Below are 21,715 nucleotides of genomic sequence, written 5' to 3'. Positions count from 1 at the left end.
CCCGAGGAGATCCGCGTGGACATCCCCGCGATGCGGGCGAACTTCGCCAAGGCGGCCGCCACCGGTGACGAGGCGCCGCTGTACTTCTACTCGCACCTGTTCCTGAGCCACCCCGAGACCCGGGAGATGTTCCCCGTCTCCATGGCGCACCAGCGGGACCGGTTCTTCACCGCGCTGGGCGACGTGGTCACCCGCGTGGACGACCTCGACGCCCTGGTCCCGATCCTGCGCCAGCTGGGCCGCGACCACCTCAAGTTCGGCGTGCTGCCGGCCCACTACCCGGCCGCGGGCGCCAGCCTGCTGGCGACGCTCGAGCACTTCGACGACGAGTGGACGCCGGAGCTGGCGAAGACCTGGGCCGAGGCCTACGACGTCGTCGCCACCGTGATGATGCAGGGCGCCGAGGAGGCCGCGGGGCAGCCGGCGTGGTGGGACGCCGACGTGGTGGGGCACGAGCGCCGCACCCTCGACGTCGCCGTACTCCGGATCAGGCCGCAGGTGCGCTACGACTACCTGCCCGGGCAGTCGCTGTCGCTGGAGAGCGAGCTGCGGCCCCGGCTGTGGCGGTACTACTCCCCCGCCAACGCGCCCCGGCCCGACGGGCTGATCGAGCTGCACGTCAAGGCCCGCGACGGCGGCCCGGTCAGCTCGGCGCTGGTGCGCAGCATCGGGGTCGGCGACGTCCTCCGCCTGGGGCCGCCGCTGGGCCACCTCGCCGTGGGCGAGGACTCCGACCGCGACCTGCTGCTCGTCTCCGGTGGCATGGGCCTGGCGCCGCTGAAGGCGATGGTCGACGACGTCGCCCGGCACGGGCCGCCGCGACGGGTCGATCTGTTCGCCGGGTTCCGCACCGAGGACCAGATCTACGACCGGGCCGAGCTGGAGCAGCTCGCCCGGGAGAACTCCTGGCTCAACGTCACCTTCGCCGTCTCCGACGACGCCTTCTCGTCCCTCGAGCACGGCGACGTCGCCGACGTGGTGCGGCGGGCGGGTCCGTGGTCGAGCCGGGAGGTCCGGATCGCCGGGCCCGAACCCATGGTGGCCGCCACCGTGGCCGGGCTCCGGGAGGACGGCGTCCCGGAGCAGCGCATGTCCAGCGAGGTCTTCGCCCCCAGCCGACCGGGGCCCAGTGTTGACGGAGAGGTGACCGAATGACCAGCGCACCGAGCGGCCACGGCGACGGCGGCCGGGGGCTCACCCCGGCCGATCTTCAGCAGGTGCGGTTCTCCCGGGCCTCGATGCTGCACCCCGGCTACGTGGAGTCGGAGGTGGACCGGGTGCTGCACCGGGCCGCCGAGGAGCTGTCCCGGCACGTCGCCGAGAAGGCTCAGCTGCGCGAGCAGGTCCGCACCCTGCAGTCCCAGCTGAACGGCGCGCCGGCGCACGTGCCGCCCAGCGAGCAGGCGGTGCGCATCCTGGCCAGTGCGCAGCAGACGGCCGACAACTACGTGGCCGAGGCAGAGAAGTTCAGCCGGCAGGTGACCGGCGAGGCCCGGGCCGAGTACGAGGAGGCCGTCCGGCTCGCGCGGGAGAACGCCGGGGCGATCATCCAGGCCGCCCAGGAGGCGGCCGCCCGGCTGACCGGCCCGGCCCCCGACGGCCCCGCCCAGGGCGGCGGCCGGAGCGTGGCCGAGCTGGAGGAGCAGGTGGCCTACCTCAAGGCCTTCGGGCAGGCCTGCCGGGTGCAGCTGCGCTCCTACCTGGAGGCGCTGCTCAGCGACGTGGAGAACGAGTGGGGCCAGGCGGACCCGGGCGCGCTGCCCACCCCGCCGCCCGCGCGGCGTGCCGCGGCCGACACCGACGCGGACCGGTCGACGACGTTCGACTCGAACACCGCCTCCGACCAGCGCCCCGAGCAGAACGAGGGAGTCCCCGCGGGCTCCAGCGCCCGGCCGGCGTCCTGAGCTCCGGCGGCCGGGCCGGCGCCGGCCCGGCCGCCGAACTCGGACCCGCCCCGTGGTGCCGGGCGCCCCGATTCAGGCAGCAGCGGCCGCGGCACGGCGGAACTCGCTGGGGCTGACTCCGCGCACCCGCTTGAACGCCGCGCTGAAACCGAAGGGATCCGAGTAGCCCACGCTGCGGGCGACCTCGCCGATGGTCGCGTCCGGCTGGTCGAGGAGCAGGTCCGCGGCCAGCGTCATGCGCCAGCGGGTCAGGTAGGTCAGCGGCGGCTCGCCCACCAGGTCGGCGAACCGCTTGGCCAGCGTCGCGCGCGACACCCCGGCCCGCTCCGCCAGCGCCGCGACCGTCCACGGTGCGGCCGGCTCGGCGTGCAGCACCCGCAGCGCCTCCCTCGCCACCGGGTCGCGCTGGGCGGCCCACCACGCCGGCGGCCGGGCACCTGGGCGGTCGAAGAACTCGCGCAGCGTGCAGACCAGCATCCAGTCCAGCAGGCGGTCCAGCACGACCTGCTGTCCGGGGGCATCGACCGCGGCCTCGGCGGCGAGGTGGTCCAGGACGGGATCAGCGCTACCGCCGGCGCCCACGTACAGCAGCACCGGCAGCGCCTCCACCAGCTGGCGGCTGATCTCACCGCGCACCGGGTACGCCCCGACGACCAACGTCGTCGCAGCGGCTGCAGACCCAGCACGCCCGCTGCCCACGCCTTCGCTCTCGCGGGGCTCGCCGGGATCGTGCCAGCCCAGCCGGTAGCGGGTGCCGCCCTGATCAGGAGTCGCGCACGCCACCCCGCACTCGATCGGGACCGCGCCGGTGCCGACCTCGTCGACGAAGCCGAAGGTCCCCGGTCCGCGCACCAGGACGGTGTCGTAGGCGCCCATCCGCTGCGGCGGCGCACCCTCGGGCACGATCCACCCCGCGCCGGACACGAGGGTGCACAACGTCAGGGGTGCCCCGTCCACGAACTGCAGCGACCAGGGCGGGGTCAGGATCGAGTGGCCGAACAGCGAGCCGGAAGCCCGCACCCCGCGCAACACGTCGCTGAAGGCATCCACTCCCCCAGGCTAGACGCTCACACAGGTGTCTCGGCGCCTGAGCCATGTACTCGTCCACGTGGTGGGCGTGGACTGAGGCCATGAGCAGTCACACCACCACCCACGACACCGGCGCCGACCCCACCCTCGTCCTCGGCGCCAGCGGCAAGACCGGGCGCCGGGTCCTGGCCCGGCTGCGCCTGCGCGGCACTCCCGCGCGCGCCGCCTCGCGCACCAGCGCCACCCGCTTCGACTGGTCCGACCCCACCGGCTGGGACACCGCCCTGCAGGGGATCGGGACCGTCTACCTGGTGCCCCCGCGCGAGCCGGGGACGGCGCAGTCGTTCGTGGCCCGCGCCGAGGCGGCCGGGGTGCAGCACCTGGTCCTGCTGTCCGGGCGCGCGGCGGACACCTGGGGCGACTCCACCTTCGGGCTGGACATGCGCTCCGCCGAGGACGCCGTGCGCGCCTCCTCCCTGCCCTGGAGCATCCTGCGCGCCTCGAACTTCGCCCAGAACTTCGATGAGGACCTCTTCCACCCCTCCCTGCTCGCCGGCGAACTGGCCCTGCCGGCCGGAGCCGTCCCCGAGCCGTTCATCGACGTCGAGGACGTCGCCGATGCCGCGGCCGCGGTGCTCAGCGAGCCTGCTCGCCACGTCGGGCGGATCTACGAGCTGACCGGGCCGCGGGCCCTTACCTTCGCCGACGCCGTGGAGCTGATCTCCCGGGCCGCAGGACGGTCCATCAGCTACCGCCGGATCTCGCCCGCGCAGTACGCCGCGGACCTGGTCGAGCAGGGCGCGAGCACGGACGACGCCGAGCACGTCGCGGAGATGTTCGTGCTCATGGAGCGAGGTCTGCTCGCGACCCCCACCGACGACCTCGCCGCGCTCCTGGGGCGACCGCCGCGGACCTTCGAGGACTACGTCGTCCGGGCCGCCGCCGCCGGGACCTGGCACCGGCCCTGACCGCCGACCCCTGCCGCACGAGAGGTGAACCAGTGACCATCACCCACCCCCCGACGCCGGGTACCGCCCTGTGGGTGCATGCGCACCCCAGCCGCCGGTCCCTGAACGGCCGGTTGTTCGAGGAGGGGGTCCAGGAACTGTCCGGGCGCTACGACGTGACGACCTCCGACCTGTACGCCCAGGGCTTCGACCCCGTCCTCGGCGAGCGCGACTTCGGCGCGGGCGTCGAGGAACCCCGGAACATCGCCGAGCTCGTCGGCGCGGCGTACTCCGGGGGGCGGCTGCCCACCGACGTGCGCGCCGAGCAGGCGAAGCTCGCCGCCGCGGAACTGCTCGTTCTCCAGTTCCCCCTGTGGTGGTACGGCCCACCGGCCATCCTGAAGGGCTGGATCGACCGGGTCCTCACCGCCGGCTTCGCCTACGGCGACCTCGACCCCGACCTCGGCGTGCCGCGACGCTACGGCGACGGCGGCCTGGTGGGGCGCACGGCGCTGGTGGTCGTCACCGCGGGAGAGGATGCCCGCTCGATCGGAGCGCGCGGCATCAGCGGCGACCTGGAGTCACTGCTGTTCCCCCTCACCCACGGGGTGCTCTGGTACGTCGGCATCGAGACCCTCGACCTGCACGTCGTCCACGACGCCGACGCGCTGGATGCCCGCGAGGTGGAACGCGAGGTCGACCGCTTGCGCGAGAGGCTGCGCGGCGTCGAGGCGGAACCGGTCCGCCGGTTCCGGCGCCTGCGCGACGGTGACTACCAGGGAACCCGCGCCCTGCGCGCCGACCTGCTGCCCGGCCGCACCGACCTCGGCATCCACGTCCTCCCACCCGGGTGATCCCGGCGGACCGCACCCGGGAACGGCGTCAGACGGCGGTGACCTCGTAGGTGTGCCCGGCGGCGCGGAGCCGCTCGACCAGCACCTCGCCGAGCGCGGTCGCCGGCGTGAGGGAGCCGGCCCGGTCCGGCAGCCGGTCCCCGTCCAGGGTCAGCGCGAGCGCCGACTCGCCGAGCATCACCGACGTCGCCGCGTAGCCGGGGTCGCCCGGGCCGGCGGCGGTGGCCCGGTACCGGCGGCCGTCCTCGGTCTCGGCGTCGACGACCATCCGGAACCATCCCTTCTGGCGGACGGCGGCGCTGGGGCCGGTGCCCGGCGCCGGGAGGACCCGGTCGAGCAACGCGCGGGTGGGGGCCAGGCTCATGGCGGACACGGTGGCGACCAGGCCCGCGGTGATCCCGGCCGCGGCGACGGCGCCGAGCGGCCCGCGTCCCACTCCCATGACCTCGCCGTAGCGCAGGTCCCGCCCGTACGCCCAGTTCTGCAGCGCGTTGCTCCGCCGCACGATCCGGGTGTTGAACGGCGCCATCACGAAGGCCGCCGTCCAGCGCCCGTCGTCGGTGCGCACCGGCATGGCGCCGTCGCGAGGCTGTCGGGTGCTCGGCTCGGCGGCCCGGTCGGGGCTGAGTGCGAACGGGTCGCCCACCACGCGGCGCAGCGCCGGGTCCTGCTGCAGCGCCTCCACCTGGGCGCGCATCGAGTCGATCGTCCCGCCGCTGAACCCACCCCGCATCGTGGCGACCAGCCGGACGTCGCGCAGGCCCCCGGCCCCATCCTCCCGGGCCCGCCGCGCCAGCAGCATCGTGCTCAGGTCCGAGGGGATGGAGTCGAAGCCGCAGGCGTGCACGATGCGGGCACCGGTCTCCTTCGCGAGGGCGTCGCAGCGGTCGATCGCGTCGCGCACGAAGAGCACCTCGCCGGTGAGGTCGGCGTAGTGGGTGCCGGCCCGGGCGCACGCCTCCACGACCGGCAGCCCGTACCGGGCGTACGGCCCCACGGTGGTGACCAGCACGCGGGTGCCCTCGGCGAGCGCGCGCAGCGACTCGGGGTCGGTGGAGTCGGCCTCCACCAGCGCCCAGTCCCGCCCCGCCGGGGGCAGCGCCGCCCGCACCTCCTCCAGCCGGTCGCGGGACCGCCCGGCCAGGGCGATCCGCGTCCCCTCCGGGGCGTGCTCGGCCAGGTAGCCGGCGAGCAACCGCCCGACGAAGCCGGTGGCTCCGTAGACGACCAGGTCGTGGGCGCGCACGGTCTCTGCCATGTCGCCATCCTGGACTGCCGCACCTCGGCCGTCAGCCGGCGCCCCTCTCGCCGAACGACATCACGGATGCATCACGGCCCGTCACGCGGGTCACTCGGTGCGCAGGCGTGCTCACGTCCGCGACCGGTCCTGCCGATGGAGGTCGCATGGCGATGCGGCTCGCAACGGTGCGGACCACGACCGACGAACAGGTCGCGGCCCAGTCGGCGTCCCCCTGGTGGCGGACGGCAGTGGTCTACCAGGTCTACCTGCGCTCGTTCGCCGACAGCAACGGCGACGGCATCGGTGACCTGGCGGGGCTCCGGTCCCGGCTGCCGTACCTGTCCTGGCTGGGCGTCGACGCGGTGTGGATCAACCCGCACTACCCCTCCGGCGGGGCCGACGGCGGCTACGACATCTGCGACTACCGGGCGGTCGACCCGGAGTACGGCGACGTCTCCGACCTCGAGGCGCTGGTCGCCGACGCCCGCGACCTCGGCCTGCGCGTCGTCCTCGACGTCGTCCCCAACCACACCTCCGACCGGCACCCGTGGTTCCAGGCCGCGCTCGCCGACCCGGACTGCCCCGAGGCCGCCCGCTACCACTTCGCGCCGCCGTCGGAGGAGCCGCCGAACAACTGGCAGTCGCTCTTCGGCGGGCCGGCCTGGTCGCGCACGCCCGACGGCCGGTGGTACCTGCACCTGTTCGCCCCCGAGCAGCCCGACCTGAACTGGCGCGACCCCGCCGTGGCCGCCGACTTCGAGCGCACGCTGCGCTTCTGGCTGGACCGCGGGGTCAGCGGGTTCCGCGTCGACGTGGCCTACGGCCTGTTCAAGGACCCCGGCCTGCGGGACAACCCCGGCGCCTACTCCCCCACCCTGTTCGGGCACGGCCCGGAGCAGGCCATGACCTGGAACCAGCCCGAGGTGCACGACGTCTGGCGCCGCTGGCGGTCGATCTGCGACGAGTACCCGGAGACCATGCTGGTGGGCGAGGTGTGCCTCGCCGACCCGCAGGAGGTGGCCCTCTACTCCCGCCCGGACGAGATGCACCAGTCGTTCTGCTTCCGGCTCCTGAAGTCGCCGTGGAGCACCGCGTCCTTCGCCGACGGCGTCCGCTCGGCGCTGGACGCGTTCGGCCGGGTCGGCGCGCCGGTGTCCTGGGTGCTGGGCAACCACGACAAGGACCGCCAGGTCACCCGCTTCGGCGGCGGCGCGGTGGGCACCGCCCGCGCCCGCGCGGCGGCGCTGCTGGTGCTCTCGCTGCCCGGCTCGGCCTACCTGTACGCCGGCGACGAGCTCGGGCTGCCGCAGGCAGACGTGCCCGACGAGGCGAAGCGGGACCCGATCTTCTTCCGGAGCGGCGGCGCCCGCTCCGGGCGCGACGGCTGCCGGGTGCCGATGCCGTGGAACACCGAGCCCGGCGTCGGCTTCTCCCCGGCCGGGACGGCGCAGCCCTGGCTGCCGATCCCCGGCGACTGGGACCGGTATGCGGTGTCCCGGCAGACCCGGGACGGCGGCTCGGTGCTGACCCTCTACCGCCGGGCGCTGGCCCTGCGCGAGGCGCACCCCGCCCTCGGCTCCGGCGACGCCACGGTGAGCACCCGCGGCGACGTCCTCACCGTCCGGTGCACCGGCGCCGACGGCAGCGTCATCCGCTGCGTGGTGAACATGGGCTCGGGCACCGCGCTGGTGCGCTCGCGCGGCACCGTCCTCCTGGCCTCCAGCACGACGGTGCGCCGGTCGCCGGCCAGCGTGGCCCTGCCCCCGGACACCGCCGTCTGGCTCGCCGACTCCTGAACCGGCCGCCTGGACCGACCACCGGCGTCCCGGGTCAGCTCGGCTGCACGCCGAAGACGTTGGCCAGCCGCTCGATCTTGCGGGCCCGGCCCAGCCGCGGCAGGTCGCTGCCGTCGCGGATCACCTGACCGCGGGCGTCGAAGTCGGCCAGGAAGTCCCGGGCCCAGGCGACGTCGGACGGCGTCGGGCTGATCACCTCGTTGATGACCGGGAGCTGGTCCATGTCCAGGCACAGCTTGCCGGTGAGCCCGAGGGAGACCGTGACGGCGGACTGTTCGCGCAGCACCGGGTGGCTGCTGCTGACGGTGGGCCCGTCGATCGGCCCGGGCAGCCCGCCGATGCGGCTGGCCACCACCAGGCGGGTCCGCGGGTAGGCCATCGCCAGGTCGTCGGCGCTGGTGCCGGTGTCCCGGCGGTAGTCACCGCTGCCGAACGCCAGCCGGAACGCGCCGCGGGCGCGGGCGATGTTGACGACCTCCTCGATGCCGAGCGCCGACTCCACCAGCGCCAGCACCGGGGTCGCCCCGCCGAGGCGGTCGTAGGTCTCGGTGACGTGCTCGGCGGCCTCGACCTTGGCGAGCATCACCCCGAGCAGCCCGGGCAGCCCGGCGAGGCCGGCCACGTCGTCGGCCCAGAACGGGGTGGAGCGGTCGTTGATCCGCACCCAGGCGCTGCGGTCGGAGCGCGAGAGCCACTCGACCACCCCCGCCCGCGCCTCGTCCTTGTGCCCCGGGTCGATGGCGTCCTCGATGTCCAGCACGACCTGATCGGCCCGCGACTCGTACGCGACGTCGAAGAGCTCCGTGCGGGCGCCGTTCACCAGCAGCCAGGAGCGCGCGTCCTCGGGTCCGACCTTCCTGTTCTTCACCACGTGCCCATCCTGGTACGGGACGGGCCCCTGGCGCGCGCCGGGGTCGCGGGCCGCCTCGGATCAGCGGCCTGCAGGTCCTCCCTGTCGGCCCCGGCTGCCACGATGGCCGGTGTGCTGCTCGCCTCCGTCGTCGCCGCGTCCACCGCCGTCGCGGCCACGCGGGGCCGCACGTCCAAGGCCGGCCTGATCGCCGACGTGCTGAGCCGCGCGGACGTCGACGAGGTGCCGGCGGTGACCGCGTGGCTCGCGGGTGACCCCCTGCAGCGGCGTCTCGGCGTGGGCTGGCGGTCGCTGGCCGGGCTGACCGGCGGAGCGGCTGACGAGCCCACCCTGACCGTGGCCGGCGTCGACACGGTCTTCGGCGAGCTCGCCACCACCACCGGCGCCGGCTCCACCACCCGGCGTGACGCCTTGCTGCGCGGCCTCCTCGCCGCCGCGACCGCCGAGGAGCAGCAGTTCCTGGTGCGGCTGCTCACCGGCGAGCTCCGCCAGGGAGCGCTCGAGGGGGTGGTCCTGGAGGCGGTGGCCGCCGCGTCCGGCGTGCCCGCGGCCGAGGTCCGGAGGGCGTTCATGCTGTCCGGCAGCCTCCCCGGGACGGCGGTGACAGCCCTGTCCGGCGGTGCCTGGGCGCTGGCCGAGGTTGCCCTCCAGGTCGGCCGACCGGTGCGGCCGATGCTCGCGAGCCCCGGCTCATCGCTCGACGCGGCGCTCGCCGACCTCGGCGCGGCGGTGACGGTGGAGTTCAAGCTCGACGGCGCGCGCATCCAGGTGCACCGCGACGGCGACGACGTCCGCGTCTGGACCCGGACGCTGCGGGAGGTCACCGACGGCGTCCCGGAGGTCGTCGAGCGGGTCCGGGCGCTGCCGTGCCGGACGGCCGTCCTCGACGGCGAGACCCTCGCGCTGGACGACGACGGGCGGCCGCGGGCCTTCCAGGACACGATGAGCCGCTTCGGCAGCGCCGGGGCGGGTGACGACGCCGGGGTGCTGCTCAGCCCGTTCTTCTTCGACCTGCTGCACCTCGACGGCCTCGATCTGCTCGACGAGCCGCTGTCGGTCCGCCTCGACGCGCTGGCGGCGCTGCTGGCCGACGACGGGCACGCGGCGCTGCGCATGCCCGGCGTCCGGTCGCCGGACCCGCGGCAGGCGGCGCAGGTGCTCGACGACGCCCTCGGGGCGGGCCACGAGGGGGTCGTCGTGAAGGCCCTGGACGCGCCGTACGCCGCCGGCCGCCGCGGCAGGGCGTGGCAGAAGGTGAAGCCGGTGCACACCCTCGACCTCGTCGTCCTCGGTGCGGAGTGGGGCTACGGCCGCCGGGCGGGGAAGCTCTCGAACATCCACCTCGGCGCCCGCGACCCCGACGGCGGCGAGCCGGTGATGGTCGGCAAGACCTTCAAGGGCATGACCGACGAGCTGCTCGCCTGGCAGACGGCGACGTTCCCCGCGCACGCCCGGGAGAGCCCGCCGTGGGGCGTCCTGCTGCGCCCGGGGCTGGTGGTCGAGATCGCCGTCGACGGCGCCCAGCGCAGCCCCCGCTACCCCGGCGGCGTCGCCCTCCGGTTCGCCCGGGTGCTGCGCTACCGGCCCGACAAGACCCCGGCCGAGGCCGACACCATCGACACCGTCCGGGCGCTGCTGGCCGCCACCTAGCTCCGCGACCGGCGGCCGCGCGCCCGGTGCCTACGCGCGGGCGACCCGCGGCACGACCTCGGTGCCGAGCAGCTCGATGCCCCGCAGCAGGTCCTCGTGGGCCAGCCGCGGGTTGGTCATCTGCAGGGCGATCCGGTCCACGCCGCCCAGCTGCCCCGAGATCCGGACCAGCTTCTCGGCCACCGCGTCCGGGTCGCCCATGAAGAAGGCGCCGTCGGGGCCGCTGGTCGCGTCGAACTGGGCGCGGGTGGGGGCGGCGAACCCGCGCTCGCGGGAGACCTTCGTGAACATCTCGTGCCAGCCGGGGTAGATCGTGTCGGCGGCCACCTCCGTGCTGTCGGCGACGAAGCCGAACACGTGCAGCCCGACCTGCAGCTGCTCCGGCGGGTGCCCGGCCTGCGCACCGGCGCGGCGGTAGAGGTCGACCAGCGGCGCGAACTGGCGGGGCTCCCCGCCGATGATCGCCACCATCAGCGGCAGCCCGAGCAGCCCGGCGCGCACGAAGGACTCCGGCGTCCCGCCGACGCCGACCCAGATCGGCAGCGGGTCCTGCAGCGGCCGGGGGTAGACGCCCTGGCCGGTGAGCGGCGGCCGGTGCCGGCCGGACCAGGTGACGTGCTCGGACTCCCGGATGCGCAGCAGCAGGTCCAGCTTCTCGGCGAACAGCTCGTCGTAGTCGCGCAGGCTCAGCCCGAACAGCGGGAACGCCTCGGTGAACGAGCCCCGGCCCACGACCAGGTCGATGCGCCCCTTGGAGATCAGGTCGAGGGTGGCGAACTGCTGGAACACCCGCACCGGGTCGGCGGCGCTGAGCACGGCGACGGCGCTGCCGAGCCGGATCCGCTGGGTGCGGGCGGCCGCGGCGGCGAGGATCACCGGCGGGGCGGAGTCGTAGTACTCGCTGCGGTGGTGCTCCCCGATGCCGAAGGAGTACAGCCCCACCCGGTCGGCGAGCTCGATCTCCTCGAGCAGGTGCGCCATCCGCTCCTCCGGCCCGATCACCCGCTCGGTGCGGGGATCGGTGACGGCGGAGACGAAGCTGTCGACGCCGAGGTGCATGGCCGTCCTCCGGGGAGCTCGGGTGCGGGCCGGCCGTACGGCGACCCCGCGGCAGTCAACGCCGCGCGACCCGGCGCATTCCCCGCTCGCCCGCCGCGGCCGACAGCGTGCCGGCCCGCCGGCTCCACCGGGCGACCGGCCAGGCGATGACGGCGGTGACCCCGGCCAGCGCGGCGATGCCGACGACCGCCGTGCGCAGGCCCGCAGCCGCGGCCAGCACTCCGACGTACACCGGCCCCAGCACGAACCCGAGGTAGGCCGTCGTCGCGACGGCGGAGGTCGCCCGGCCGCGCATCTCTGCCCGAACGCCCCGGAGCGCCTCCCGCAAGAGGGTCGGGAAGAGCACCGAGGTGCCCGCCGCGGCCAGCGCCAGCCCCGCCAGCGCGACGACCGGGGTCGATGCGGAGGCGAGCAGGAGGGAGCCGGCCGCCGCCGCCGTCGCACCAGCGGTGAGCAGCGGCCCGGCCGGGAGCCGGCCGGAGGCACCGACGGCGAACCGGGTGGCGGCGGCGACACCGGCGAAGATCGCCGGTGCGGCGGCCGTGAGGCCACTGCCGACGGAGAGCTCGTCGGCCAGGAACACCGCACTCCAGGACTGGTGGGCGTTCTCCACCGCGAAGGCCAGGGCACCGACCAGCCCGATCACGACGAGCGGCAGCGCCCAGGACCGGCCCTGCAGCGTCCCGGGTCCGGCCGCGGCGTCCGGCTCGTCCCCGGTGGCCAGCCGTACCCGCCACAAGGGGCCCGCGGCGACGAGGGCGGCGACGACGGCCAGCCCGAAGGCCACGGCCACGGGCAGTCCGGCTCCCTCGATCGCACCGGTGCCGAGGGCCCCGGCCACCACCGCGGTCGAGAACACCCCGTGCGCGCGGGTCAGCACCGGCCGGCCCGCAGCGCGCTCCGCGGCGCCGGCGACGGCGTTGATGCCGACGTCCGCCGCCCCGGACGTCGCGCCCAGCGCGAGCGCCAGGACGGCCAGTGAGAGCAGGTCGTCGGCCGCGGTGGCCACGGCCACGCCGGCGACCGCCATCAGCGTCAGCGCGAGCGCCACCACCCGTCCCTGGAAGCGGTCGACCGCGCGCCCGGTCAGCAGCATCGCCGGCAGGGCCCCGGCTCCGATGCACAGCAGCGCCATGCCCAGCTGCCCCTCGGTCAGCCCGGCCGCGTCGCGCAGCGCGGGCAGCGCGGCGCCCCAGATCCCCCAGAGCGCACCGAAGGCGGCGAAGCCCAGGTAGGCCGGCCGGGCAGCGACCGCAGGCGTTGCTCGCGTCATGCATTTTATCGTTACACAGACCGGCTACGCTGGTACCCGTGCCCCGCCGGACGACGATGCCCGACGTCGCCCGCGCCGCGGGCGTCTCGGTCATGACCGTGAGCTACACCTACAACCGCCCCGACCGGGTGGCGCCCGCCACCCGGGAGAAGGTCCTTCAGGCGGCCGCCGAGCTCGGGTACGCCGGCCCGGACGCGGCCGCCCGGAACCTCCGTCGGGGCCGCACCGGCAACCTCGGCGTCGTCCTCGGGGAGCGCCTCACCTACGCCTTCGCCGATCCGCAGGCCACGGCCTTCCTCGCCGGTATCGCCGAGGTGTGCACCGAGCACGGTCTCGGGCTCACGCTCATCCCGGTCACCGGGAGCGGGGACGACAGCGACGAGACGCGGGTGCGCGAGGCCGCCGTGGACGGCTTCGTGGTGTGGACCACCGTGGACGAGGACCCGGTCCTGGCCGCGGTCGCGGCCTCGGCGCGCCCCGCGGTGGTCCACGGTGGACCGCAGGTGGAGGGCCTCGGGCTCGTGACGATCGACAACCGGGCCGCCGCGGCAGCCATCGGCGCGGTGGGCCTGCGCGGCTCCCGCCGGCCCGCGGTGCTCTCCTTCCCCGTGGACCGCCGCAGGGAGCCGGCGCTGGTCACCGGCCCCGACCCGGCGGCCGCCGCCTTCCCCGTGACCCGGGACCGTCTGGCCGGCTACCGCGATGCCGTGGCGGCCGCCGGGCTGGACTGGGCCGGCGTGCCGGTCGCGGTGCTCGCGCGCAACGACCCGGCGGAGGCCGCGCAGGCGCTGCGCCGGCTGCCCACGGACACCGACGCCGTGCTCGCCATGGGCGACGAGCTGGCGCTCGCCGCGCTGCGCGCCACGACGCGGAAGGTCCCCGAGGAGCTCGCCGTGACGGGCTGGGACGACACCCCCGCCGCGGCGGGAGCCGGGCTCACCACCGTCGGCCAGTCGCTGCAGGACCAGGGGCGCCGCTGCGCCCGGCTGCTGGTCGGCGACCCGCCGGGCGCCGAGCCCTCGTGGGTCGTGGTCGAGCGCTCCACCACCCGCTGACGCGTCAGCCGGCCGGCACCACCCGGTCGAGCCAGCGCAGCAGGTCCGTGACGACCTCGGCGCGGTTGGTCTCGTTGAACACCTCGTGGCGGGCGCCCTCGTAGACCGCCAGCGTGACGTCGGTCAGGCCCGCCCCCTCCAGCCGCTGGATCAGCCCGTGCACGAGGGCGAGCTGGCCGTTGACCGGGTCCTGGTCGCCGACGGCGATGTACACCGGCAGGTCGCCCGGTACCCCGGCGAGCCGTTCCGGGTCGGCGAGCTGCCGGGCCGAGACGAACATCTGCCGGTTGTCGGGCGCGGAGAGGCCGAACCCGCACCGCGGGTCGGCCACGTAGGCGTCCACCTGCGCCGGGTCGCGGGAGAGCCAGTCGTAGTCGGTGCGGGCCGGGGCGAACGGGGCGTTGAACGCCGACAGGTCGGTGGGCGCGTCCAGGTCGAGGGCGGGCTCGAGCAGGTCGAGAGCGGCCGTGCCGGTGAGCACCAGCCCGGCGAGCCCGGCACCGGCGTCCATGACGTGCTGCTGGGCGGCGAAGGAGCCCATGCTGTGGCCGAGCAGCACCAGCGGCAGGCCCGGCAGGTCGGCGCGCAGCGCGTCGCCGACCCGGCCGATGTCGCGCACCAGCTCGTCCCAGCCGCCGGGGCCGAGCGCCCCCCGCTCGCCGTCGCCCACCGTCGCCCCGTGGCCGCGGTGGTCCTGCCCGGCGACCACCCAGCCCGCGGCGGTGAGCTCCGCGGCCAGCGGCTCGTAGCGCAGCAGGTGCTCGCCCATGCCGTGGGCCAGCTGCACGATGCCCCGCGGCCGGCCGGCGGGGTCCCACCGGTAGACGGTCACGGGGACGTCGTGGGCGGAGGTGATCGAGAAGGTCCGGTCCGGCATGCCGGCAGGCTACGGGTGCCCGGGGACGTCCGTCGGTGGGGCCGCCGGGCTGCCGGCGGCGGGGGCTTCCCGGGCCGGCGCGAGGCCGTCCCGGATGGCGGCGCGGGTGCGCACGAGGTGGGCGACCAGCAGCTCGCCGGCGTGCCGGATGTGCTGCTCCATCGCCGTGCGGGCGGCGTCGGGGTCACGTCGGTGCAGCGCCTCGATCAGCGCGGCGTGATCGTGCGCCGCCGCCTCCTCCCAGCCGGCGATGGAGGTGAAGAAGCGGGTGGGCACGTACCGCACGGACACCCCGAGGAACCAGTTCAACTTCGGCGCCGCCGCGACCTGGTTGATCTTGCGGTGCAGCAGGTGGTTGCAGCGGACGACGACGTCGCCGTCCCCTGCCCGGGCTGCGCGCGCCAGCTGGTCCTGGAGGTGGTCGACCTCGGCAAGGTCGGCGTCGCTGAGCCGGCGCGCCGCGCGCGCGGCGAGCTCCCCGGCGATAGTGGCCTGGACGAAGAAGAGATCGGCGACGTCGTCCGGGGACAACGGGGCGACGACGAATCCCCGGCGGGGCTCGGAGACCACGAAGCCCTCGCCGCGCAGGAGCAGGAGGCCCTCCCGGGCGGGGGTCACGCTGATGCCCAGGTCGGCCGCGATCCGGTCGAGCCTCACGAACTCGCCCTCGCGCAGCTCCCCGGACATGATCAGGGCGCGGACGTAGCTGGCCGACTCCTCGCTGAGCGCCAGCCGCCCGCGCCCGGGACGGGGCGGCTCGAACCCGTCGATGCCTGGTGTCTCGACCACCTGAGCATGGTAGGTGGCCGACCCCGCTCCGTACTCGACGTGCCCACCAGGGCGGGGGGCGGTGGTCACCGCGCCGGCCGCCCGGCGGGCGGCGGCCCGAGGCCGGTCACCGGTCGGCCGCGACAGGGGCGAGCACCCCGTCGTCGTGCAGCCGGCCGATCTCCGCGCTCCCGAGGCCCAACACGTCGGCGAGGACGGCGTCGGTGTCCGCCCCCAGGACCGGAGCCGGCCGCGGCGGGTCGGCGGTCCCGCCGGCGCGCAGGGGGCTGCCCATGGCCAGCATGCGGCCGATCCCCGGCTGCTGCACCTCCACGAGCGGTGAGGCAGCGGGGTCGGCCTCGTGGTCCCGCACCACCTGGGTCGGGGTCCGGTAGGGGCCCCACAAGACCCGGGCCGCCTCCAGCTCCCGGCTGACGGTCGTGACGTCCCGGGCGGCGAACCAGCCCCGGAGGACGGCCTCGATGGTCTCCCGGTGCCGGTACCGGCTCACCTCGTCCTCGAGATCCACGCCGAGGGCCTTCTCCAGCGCGGCGAACACCTCCCCGGTCCCGGTCACCCGGCACAACGACCGCCACTGGCCCTCGGTCAGGGCCACCACCATCACCCGGCCGCCGTCGGCGGTCGGGAAGTCCACCCCGAAGCTGCCGTACACGTGGTTGCCGTGGCGCGGCCGGTCGGTGCGGGACAGCTGGGCATCGGCGTACCACCCCAGCGCGGCCACCCCGGCGAGCGCCACGTCGGCGAGCGCCACCTCGAGGTGGCTCCCCTCCCCCGTCCGGTCTCGGTGCCGCAACGCGGCGAGCAGCCCGACCACCGCGGTCTGCCCGGTGAGCAGGTCCCACGCCGGGAGCACGTGGTTCACCGGCGCGCCGCCGGCCTCGCTGCCGGTCATGTCGGGGATTCCCGCGGCGGCGTTGACCGTGTAATCCACCGCCGGCCGGCCGTCGCGGTGCCCCTGCACGTGGACGTGCACCAGGTCCGGCCGGCGGGCCGAGAGCGTCGGCCAGTCCATCCACGAGCGGGCGACGTTGTTGTCGAGGAAGACCCCGCTGTCCGGGCCGGGCGCGGTGATCAGCGCCGTCACCAGCTCCCGCCCGACCGGCGAGCGAAGGTCCACGGTCACCGAGCGCTTGCCCTTGTTCAGGCTGTGCCAGTAGAGGCTGGCCCCGCCCGGGGCCAGTGGCCAGCGGCTGTTGTCGGTGGCCCCGCCCAGCGGGTCGACGCGGATCACGTCGGCACCGAGTTGGGCCAGGGTCATCCCCCCGGACGGGCCGGCGACGTAGGTGGCGCACTCGACGACCCGCAGGTTCGCCAGGGGCCGGCCGGCGGTCGCCACCGTCACGACGCTGCCGGTGCCGACGCCGGCACGGTGGCACCGGCCGGCTGGTGGAGGAGCACCCGGGCGACGTCGGAGGTCATCTCGCTCAGCGTCGGATGCGGGTGGATCGACGCCAGGAGGTCCACCGGCGACGCGGCCATCTCGATCGCCAGCACCCCCTCGGCGATCAGCTCCGACGCGTGCGGGCCGACGATGTGCACCCCGACCACGGCGTCGACCGACCGGTCCACGACGAGCTGGGTGAACCCCTCGACGGCGCCCATGGTCGCGGCCCGCCCCGAGGCGCTGAGCGGGAGCCGCGCGACGGCGACGTCCATGCCCAGCGCCCGCGCCTCGTCGGCCGAGTACCCGGCCACGGCGATCTCCGGGTCGCTGAACACGACGGCGGGGATGGCCGCCGGGTCGAACGCCGCGGGCCTGCCGCACAGCGCCTCCGCAGCCACCTCGCCCTCCGCCGTCGCCTTGTGCGCCAGGGCCGGGCCGGCGGTGATGTCCCCGATCGCCGCGACGTGTGGTGCCGCCATGCGGTCCGGCCCCACGGGGATCAGGCCACGCTCGTCGGGCGTGATCCCGATCCTGGCCAGGCCGAGCCCGTCGGTGTTGGGCCGCCGGCCGATCGCCACGATCACCTTCTCGGCCGCCACCCGGACCTCCCCCGAGTCCCCGGTCGCGGTCAGCACCCCGTCGGCGAGGCCCTCGACCCGGTGGCCGAGGAGGACTTCGACGCCCACTGCCCGGAGCCGCTGGCGCACCGGGCGGAGCAGCGCCGCGTCCACCCCCGGGAGCAGGCGGTCCGTCGCCTCGACGAGGGTCACCGTGGCGCCCAGCTTGGCGAAGGCCGTCCCCAGCTCCAGGCCGATGTAGCCGCCACCCACCACCGCGATGCTGGCCGGCAGGCTGCTCAGCGCCAGGGCGTCGGTCGAGCTGAGCACCCGCTCCCCGTCCCGGGGCAGCCCCGGCAGCTCCACCGGCCGGGAGCCGGTGGCGAGCACGACGTCGGTGTACTCCAGGTGCCGGGGTGGGCGGTCGTCGGCGGACTGCAGCACCCCGGAGCCGGGCCGGGTGAACCGGAACTCCCCAGCCGCGACCTCCACGCCGGCCCGGCGCAGCAGCTCCGCCACGCCCCCGGTGAGGCCACCGACCTTCACCGCCTTCCACTCCTGGAAGCGCGCCAGGTCGACCGACACCTCGCCGACCGTGAGACCGGCGTCGGCGAACCCGGCGGACCGGTGGGCGACCTCGGCCACCTCGATCAGCGCCTTGCTGGGGATGCACCCCACCTGGAGGCACACCCCGCCGATCCCGGCGTCCCCCAGCCGGTCGACCAGGAGCACGCTGCGGCCCAGCGCCGCCGCCCGCAGCGCGGCCGTGTACCCGCCGGGCCCCGCGCCGACGACGAGCAGGTCGACGCCCTCGGCCACCTCTCCGACGACCATCACTCCCCCGCGAGCAGGAGGATCGGGTCGGCCAGGTACTCGGTCAGGGTGGCCAGGAACCCGCCCAGGTCCTCCCCGTCGACGAGCCGGTGGTCGGCGGAGACCGAGAGCGGCAGCGTCGGCCGGACGACGGGCACGCCGTCGACCGCCACGACGGCGTCGCGGATCCGCCCGAAGCCGGCGATCGCGGCCTCGGGCGGCCGGATGATCGGGGTGGCCAGCCAGCCGCCGTAGCTGCCGAAGTTGGTGATCGAGAAGGTGCCCTCGGACAGCTGCGCCGGGGTGACGCTGCGGTCCCGGGCGGCCACGGCCAGCTGGTCGATCTCCCGGGCGAGCTCGCCGAGCGACTTGCCGTCGGCGTCCTTGACGACCGGCACCATGAGCCCGGCGCCGGTCGCGGTGGCCAGGCCGATGTTGCGGCGGCCGTGGTACGTGATGGTCTCCGCGCCCAGGTCGATGCTGGCGTTGAACACCGGGTGCTCGGCCAGGGTCGCGACAACGGCCTTCACCAGCAGCGGCAGGAACGTGAACCCCACGCCGTCCCGCTCCAGGCGCGGCCGGAGCCGCGCTCGGGCCTGCACCAGCGCGGTCGCGTCGACCTCGCGGAACTCCGTGATGTGCGGGATCTCCTGCCAGGAGGCCGTCATCGACCGGGCGATCGACCGCCGCAGACCGCGCAGCGGGACGGTCTCGTCGGCCAGGCGGCGCACGGTCCGCCGCGGCTCAGCCGCCCCACCGGCCCGCCCCGCGGGCGCCGGAGCGGCCTGCGGGACGGCGTCTTCGGCCACGGCGGGGGCAGCGGCGACCGCGCGGACGTCGTCCGCCGTCACCCGGCCGCCGGGGCCGGAGCCGCGCACGACGGCCAGGTCGACCCCCAGCTCGAGCGCCAGCCGCCGGGTGGCCGGCGCGGCCAGGACGCGCCCCGGCCGGGCACCGTCCCCGTCCGCGGTCGTCCCGGGCTGCGCCTGCTGCGGGGCTTGGGCGACCGCGGCGGGCGTGGGCAGTGGCGGAGGCGCCGCCGGCTCCGGCGCCGCGGCCGGCGGTGCGGCGACCGCCGGTGCCGTGGCCGGGGCCGTCTTCCCGTGGCTGCGGATCTGCACGGCCTCCTCGGTCTCGAGGACCACCAGCAGGGCGCCGATCTCGAGCACGTCGCCGACCTCGCCGCCCAGCCGCAGCACCGTCCCGTTCACCGGCGACGGGATCTCGACGACGGCCTTGTCGGTCTCCACGTCCGCGAGCACCTGGTCGCGGACCACGGCCGACCCGGGCTGCACGTGCCACTCGACGATCTCGCCGGCGTCGAGGCCCTCCCCCACGTCGGGGAGGTGGAACTCCAGCTCGCTCACGGGCACTCCTCGCTGACGCTCGTCGGCCGCGTGCGCGGCAATGCTGCATCCACCCGCGAGCTCGCACGCTCGCTCACTTGGCGTCCACCGTCCGGCGGACGGCGTCCACGACCCGCTCGACGCTCGGGATGTAGTAGTCCTCGATCGAGGCGATCGGGTAGGGCGTGTCCGGCGCCGCGACCCGGGCGACCGGGGCCTCCAGGGAGTAGAAGGCCTCCTCCTGCACGGTGGCGACCACCTCGGCGCCGAACCCGGCGGTCAGGGGTGCCTCGTGCACCACGACGCACCGGCCGGTCGACTCCACGGCCGAGACCAGGCCGGCCACGTCCAGTGGGACCAGCGTGCGCAGGTCCAGGACCTGGGCCTCGATGCCCTCCTGCGCTAGCCGATCGGCGGCGCGTTCGGCGAGCTGCACGGCGGCGCTCCAGGCCACCAGGGTCACGTCGGTGCCCTCCCGGGTCACCCGGGAGTGCCCGAACGGGACGGTGTAGTCGCCCTCCGGGACCTCACCCTTGACCAGCCGGTAGCCGCGCAGCGGCTCGCAGAAGAGCACCGGGTCGGGGTCCCGGATCGCCTCCAGCAGCATGCCCTTGGCGTCGTAGGGGTTGGACGGCATCACGACCTTGATGCCGGGGCTCTGCACGAACTGCGCCTCCAGGGCGTCGGAGTGCAGCTCCGGCGTCCGGACCCCACCACCGAACGGCGTCCGGATGGTGACCTGCGCGTTGTACCGGCCCTGCGACCGGTAGCGGTAGCGCGCGAGCTGCGGGGCGATCTGGTGGAAGGCCTGGTGGGTGAACCCGAGGAACTGGATCTCCGCCACCGGCACCAGCCCGGAGACCGCGAGCCCCAGCGCGGATCCCGCGATCACCGCCTCGGCCAGCGGCATGTCGAAGACCCGGTCGGCCCCGAACTCCTTGAGCAGCCCGTCGGTCGCCCGGAACACGCCACCGAGCTGGCCGATGTCCTGGCCCAGGGCCACGACGCTTTCGTCGCGGGCCATCTCCTCGCGGAGGGCGGACCGGATCGCCTCGATCATCGTCATCGTCGCCATGTGATCGCTCCTGCGCTCAGTGGGGGTCCAGCGCGGCACGCTGCTGCGCCCGGAGGCGCTCGGGCGGGTCGGCGTAGACGTGGGTGTAGATCTGCTCGGGGTTCGGCGGCGTGAAGGCCTCCGCCGACTCGATCGCCTCGTCGACCTGCCGGTCGATGCCGGCCTGCATCTCCCGCTCGGCGTCGTCGTCCCAGGCGCCCTGGGCGCTCAGCCAGGTGGTAACCCGGCGGATCGGGTCCCGCTCGTCCCAGCCGCTGAGCTCCACCGGCTCCATGTAGCGGGTCGGGTCGTCGGCGGTGTTGTGCGCGCCCATCCGGTAGGTCTGGGACTCGATGAGGGTCGGGCCCTCGCCCCGGCGGGCGCGCTCGACGGCCTGCCGCGTCGCTTCGTACACGGCGAACAGGTCGTTGCCGTCGACGATGACCCCCGGGAAGCCGTACCCCTCGGCCCGGCTGGCGAAGTTGGAGGCCGCGGTCTGCTTGGTCCGCGGCGTGCTGATCGCCCAGCCGTTGTTCTGCAGGAAGAAGACCACCGGCGCACGGGTCACGCCGGCCAGGTTCATGGCCTCGTGCGTGTCACCCTCGGACGAGGCACCGTCGCCGAAGTACGTCGTCACCACGCTGTCGCTGCCCTGCAGCCTGAGCCCCCAGCCCAGTCCCACCGCGTGCGGCAGCTGGGCGGCGAGCGCGATCTGCAGCGGCAGGACCCGGACGCCGTCGGGCACCCGCCCGCCGGCCGGGTTGCCCATCCAGTACAGCAGGTACCCGTCGAGCGGGAAGCCGTGCCGGACGACCCCCGGGAGCTCGCGGTACTGCGGGACGATCCAGTCCCGCGCCGGGTCCAGGGCGAACGAGGACCCCACCACCGAGGCTTCCTGGCCGCGGACGGCCGAGAAGGTGCCCATGCGGCCCTGCCGCTGGAGGCTGATCGCCCGGACATCGACGGTTCGCGACAGCATCATCCAGCGGAGCGCGTCACGGACCTGCTCGGTGCCGAGCGGGACCTCCGCGCCCGGACGGACGGTGCCGTCCGGGGCCAGGATCTCCAGACGCTCCCCCGGGCCGGCGAAGCTCTCCTCGACCTCCTCCTTCTTCCTGTCGAGGTCCAGTTCGGCCTCGGTCTTCCGGTCGTCGGCTGACGGCTGGTCGGTCATGGCAGCCACTCCTTGTGCGCTGGTCGGCGGTGGCGAGCGGGGC

At 75.3% G+C, this 21,715-nt stretch carries 19 protein-coding genes; 7 read left to right on the top strand and 12 right to left on the bottom strand.

Annotated elements, in window-relative coordinates; all coding sequences use genetic code 11:
• The first annotated feature begins 15 nt into the window (after positions 1-15).
• Together BD833_RS05470 and BD833_RS05465 are read left to right on the top strand one after the other, a co-directional pair.
• Positions 16-1,155: a globin domain-containing protein gene (locus tag BD833_RS05470; protein ID WP_166532125.1), complete on the top strand. Its 1,140-nt coding sequence runs from the start codon at positions 16-18 to the stop codon at positions 1,153-1,155.
• Entirely contained in the window at positions 1,152-1,904 is a 753-nt protein-coding gene (locus BD833_RS05465) for a DivIVA domain-containing protein (protein WP_166532124.1), read from the top strand. Before BD833_RS05470 ends, BD833_RS05465 begins: the two co-directional genes overlap by 4 nt.
• A gap of 72 nt (positions 1,905-1,976) precedes the next feature.
• Here BD833_RS05465 and BD833_RS05460 read toward each other — a convergent pair whose 3' ends face one another.
• Entirely contained in the window at positions 1,977-2,954 is a 978-nt protein-coding gene (locus tag BD833_RS05460) for a cupin domain-containing protein (protein ID WP_166532123.1), read from the bottom strand.
• Positions 2,955-3,034: 80 nt separating this feature from the next.
• On the opposite strand from BD833_RS05460, the gene BD833_RS05455 reads away from it, so the two are divergent.
• On the top strand, positions 3,035-3,901 hold the full coding sequence (locus tag BD833_RS05455; RefSeq protein WP_166532122.1) for an NmrA family NAD(P)-binding protein: 867 nt from the start codon (positions 3,035-3,037) through the stop codon (positions 3,899-3,901).
• Positions 3,902-3,933: 32 nt separating this feature from the next.
• On the top strand, positions 3,934-4,734 hold the full coding sequence (locus tag BD833_RS05450; RefSeq protein WP_166532121.1) for an NAD(P)H-dependent oxidoreductase: 801 nt from the start codon (positions 3,934-3,936) through the stop codon (positions 4,732-4,734).
• A 28-nt stretch (positions 4,735-4,762) separates the two neighbouring features.
• On the opposite strand, the gene BD833_RS05445 is transcribed toward BD833_RS05450, so the two are convergent.
• Positions 4,763-5,992 carry a saccharopine dehydrogenase family protein gene (locus BD833_RS05445; protein WP_166532120.1) on the bottom strand — a complete coding sequence of 410 codons (1,230 nt, stop codon included), beginning with the start codon at positions 5,990-5,992 and terminating at the stop codon, positions 4,763-4,765.
• 146 nt (positions 5,993-6,138) lie between these two features.
• Here BD833_RS05445 and BD833_RS05440 point away from each other — a divergent pair, with 146 nt between their 5' ends.
• Positions 6,139-7,770 carry a glycoside hydrolase family 13 protein gene (locus BD833_RS05440; RefSeq protein WP_166532119.1) on the top strand — a complete coding sequence of 544 codons (1,632 nt, stop codon included), beginning with the start codon at positions 6,139-6,141 and terminating at the stop codon, positions 7,768-7,770.
• A 34-nt stretch (positions 7,771-7,804) separates the two neighbouring features.
• Here the strand turns inward: BD833_RS05440 and BD833_RS05435 are convergent, their stop codons facing one another.
• Complete coding sequence (locus BD833_RS05435; RefSeq protein ID WP_166532118.1) at positions 7,805-8,641, bottom strand: HpcH/HpaI aldolase/citrate lyase family protein; 837 nt, start codon at positions 8,639-8,641, stop codon at positions 7,805-7,807.
• Positions 8,642-8,752: 111 nt separating this feature from the next.
• On the opposite strand from BD833_RS05435, the gene BD833_RS05430 reads away from it, so the two are divergent.
• Entirely contained in the window at positions 8,753-10,291 is a 1,539-nt protein-coding gene (locus tag BD833_RS05430; protein ID WP_166532117.1) for an ATP-dependent DNA ligase, read from the top strand.
• A 30-nt stretch (positions 10,292-10,321) separates the two neighbouring features.
• Here BD833_RS05430 and BD833_RS05425 read toward each other — a convergent pair whose 3' ends face one another.
• Complete coding sequence (locus BD833_RS05425) at positions 10,322-11,350, bottom strand: LLM class flavin-dependent oxidoreductase (RefSeq protein ID WP_166532116.1); 1,029 nt, start codon at positions 11,348-11,350, stop codon at positions 10,322-10,324.
• 55 nt (positions 11,351-11,405) lie between these two features.
• Positions 11,406-12,623, bottom strand: coding sequence for an MFS transporter (locus tag BD833_RS05420; RefSeq protein WP_166532115.1), 1,218 nt, complete (start codon positions 12,621-12,623; stop codon positions 11,406-11,408).
• Positions 12,624-12,661: 38 nt separating this feature from the next.
• Here BD833_RS05420 and BD833_RS05415 point away from each other — a divergent pair, with 38 nt between their 5' ends.
• Complete coding sequence (locus BD833_RS05415) at positions 12,662-13,678, top strand: LacI family DNA-binding transcriptional regulator (protein ID WP_208092362.1); 1,017 nt, start codon at positions 12,662-12,664, stop codon at positions 13,676-13,678.
• 4 nt (positions 13,679-13,682) lie between these two features.
• Here BD833_RS05415 and BD833_RS05410 read toward each other — a convergent pair whose 3' ends face one another.
• The 7 genes from BD833_RS05410 to pdhA all read right to left on the bottom strand — a co-directional run bounded on the left by BD833_RS05410 (position 13,683) and on the right by pdhA (position 21,672).
• Positions 13,683-14,555, bottom strand: a complete 873-nt coding sequence (locus BD833_RS05410) for an alpha/beta fold hydrolase (RefSeq protein WP_166532114.1) — start codon at positions 14,553-14,555, stop codon at positions 13,683-13,685.
• 9 nt (positions 14,556-14,564) lie between these two features.
• Positions 14,565-15,344: a GntR family transcriptional regulator gene (locus BD833_RS05405; RefSeq protein ID WP_208092361.1), complete on the bottom strand. Its 780-nt coding sequence runs from the start codon at positions 15,342-15,344 to the stop codon at positions 14,565-14,567.
• A gap of 106 nt (positions 15,345-15,450) precedes the next feature.
• Positions 15,451-16,680: a CoA transferase gene (locus BD833_RS05400; RefSeq protein ID WP_166532113.1), complete on the bottom strand. Its 1,230-nt coding sequence runs from the start codon at positions 16,678-16,680 to the stop codon at positions 15,451-15,453.
• A 2-nt stretch (positions 16,681-16,682) separates the two neighbouring features.
• The gene (lpdA, locus tag BD833_RS05395; protein ID WP_166532112.1) at positions 16,683-18,119 is read right to left on the bottom strand and encodes a dihydrolipoyl dehydrogenase; all 1,437 of its coding nucleotides are present in this window, start codon (positions 18,117-18,119) and stop codon (positions 16,683-16,685) included.
• Positions 18,119-19,465 carry a dihydrolipoamide acetyltransferase family protein gene (locus BD833_RS05390; RefSeq protein ID WP_208092360.1) on the bottom strand — a complete coding sequence of 449 codons (1,347 nt, stop codon included), beginning with the start codon at positions 19,463-19,465 and terminating at the stop codon, positions 18,119-18,121. Before BD833_RS05390 ends, lpdA begins: the two co-directional genes overlap by 1 nt.
• Before the next feature lie 73 nt (positions 19,466-19,538).
• Positions 19,539-20,519: an alpha-ketoacid dehydrogenase subunit beta gene (locus BD833_RS05385; protein ID WP_166532111.1), complete on the bottom strand. Its 981-nt coding sequence runs from the start codon at positions 20,517-20,519 to the stop codon at positions 19,539-19,541.
• Between the two features lie 16 nt (positions 20,520-20,535).
• On the bottom strand, positions 20,536-21,672 hold the full coding sequence (gene pdhA / locus BD833_RS05380; RefSeq protein ID WP_166532110.1) for a pyruvate dehydrogenase (acetyl-transferring) E1 component subunit alpha: 1,137 nt from the start codon (positions 21,670-21,672) through the stop codon (positions 20,536-20,538).
• Positions 21,673-21,715: the final 43 nt, after the last annotated feature.

Source organism: Blastococcus xanthinilyticus (assembly GCF_008124835.1).
GTDB lineage: Bacteria > Actinomycetota > Actinomycetes > Mycobacteriales > Geodermatophilaceae > Blastococcus > Blastococcus xanthinilyticus.
This window is presented reverse-complemented; position numbering and strand designations above follow the sequence as displayed.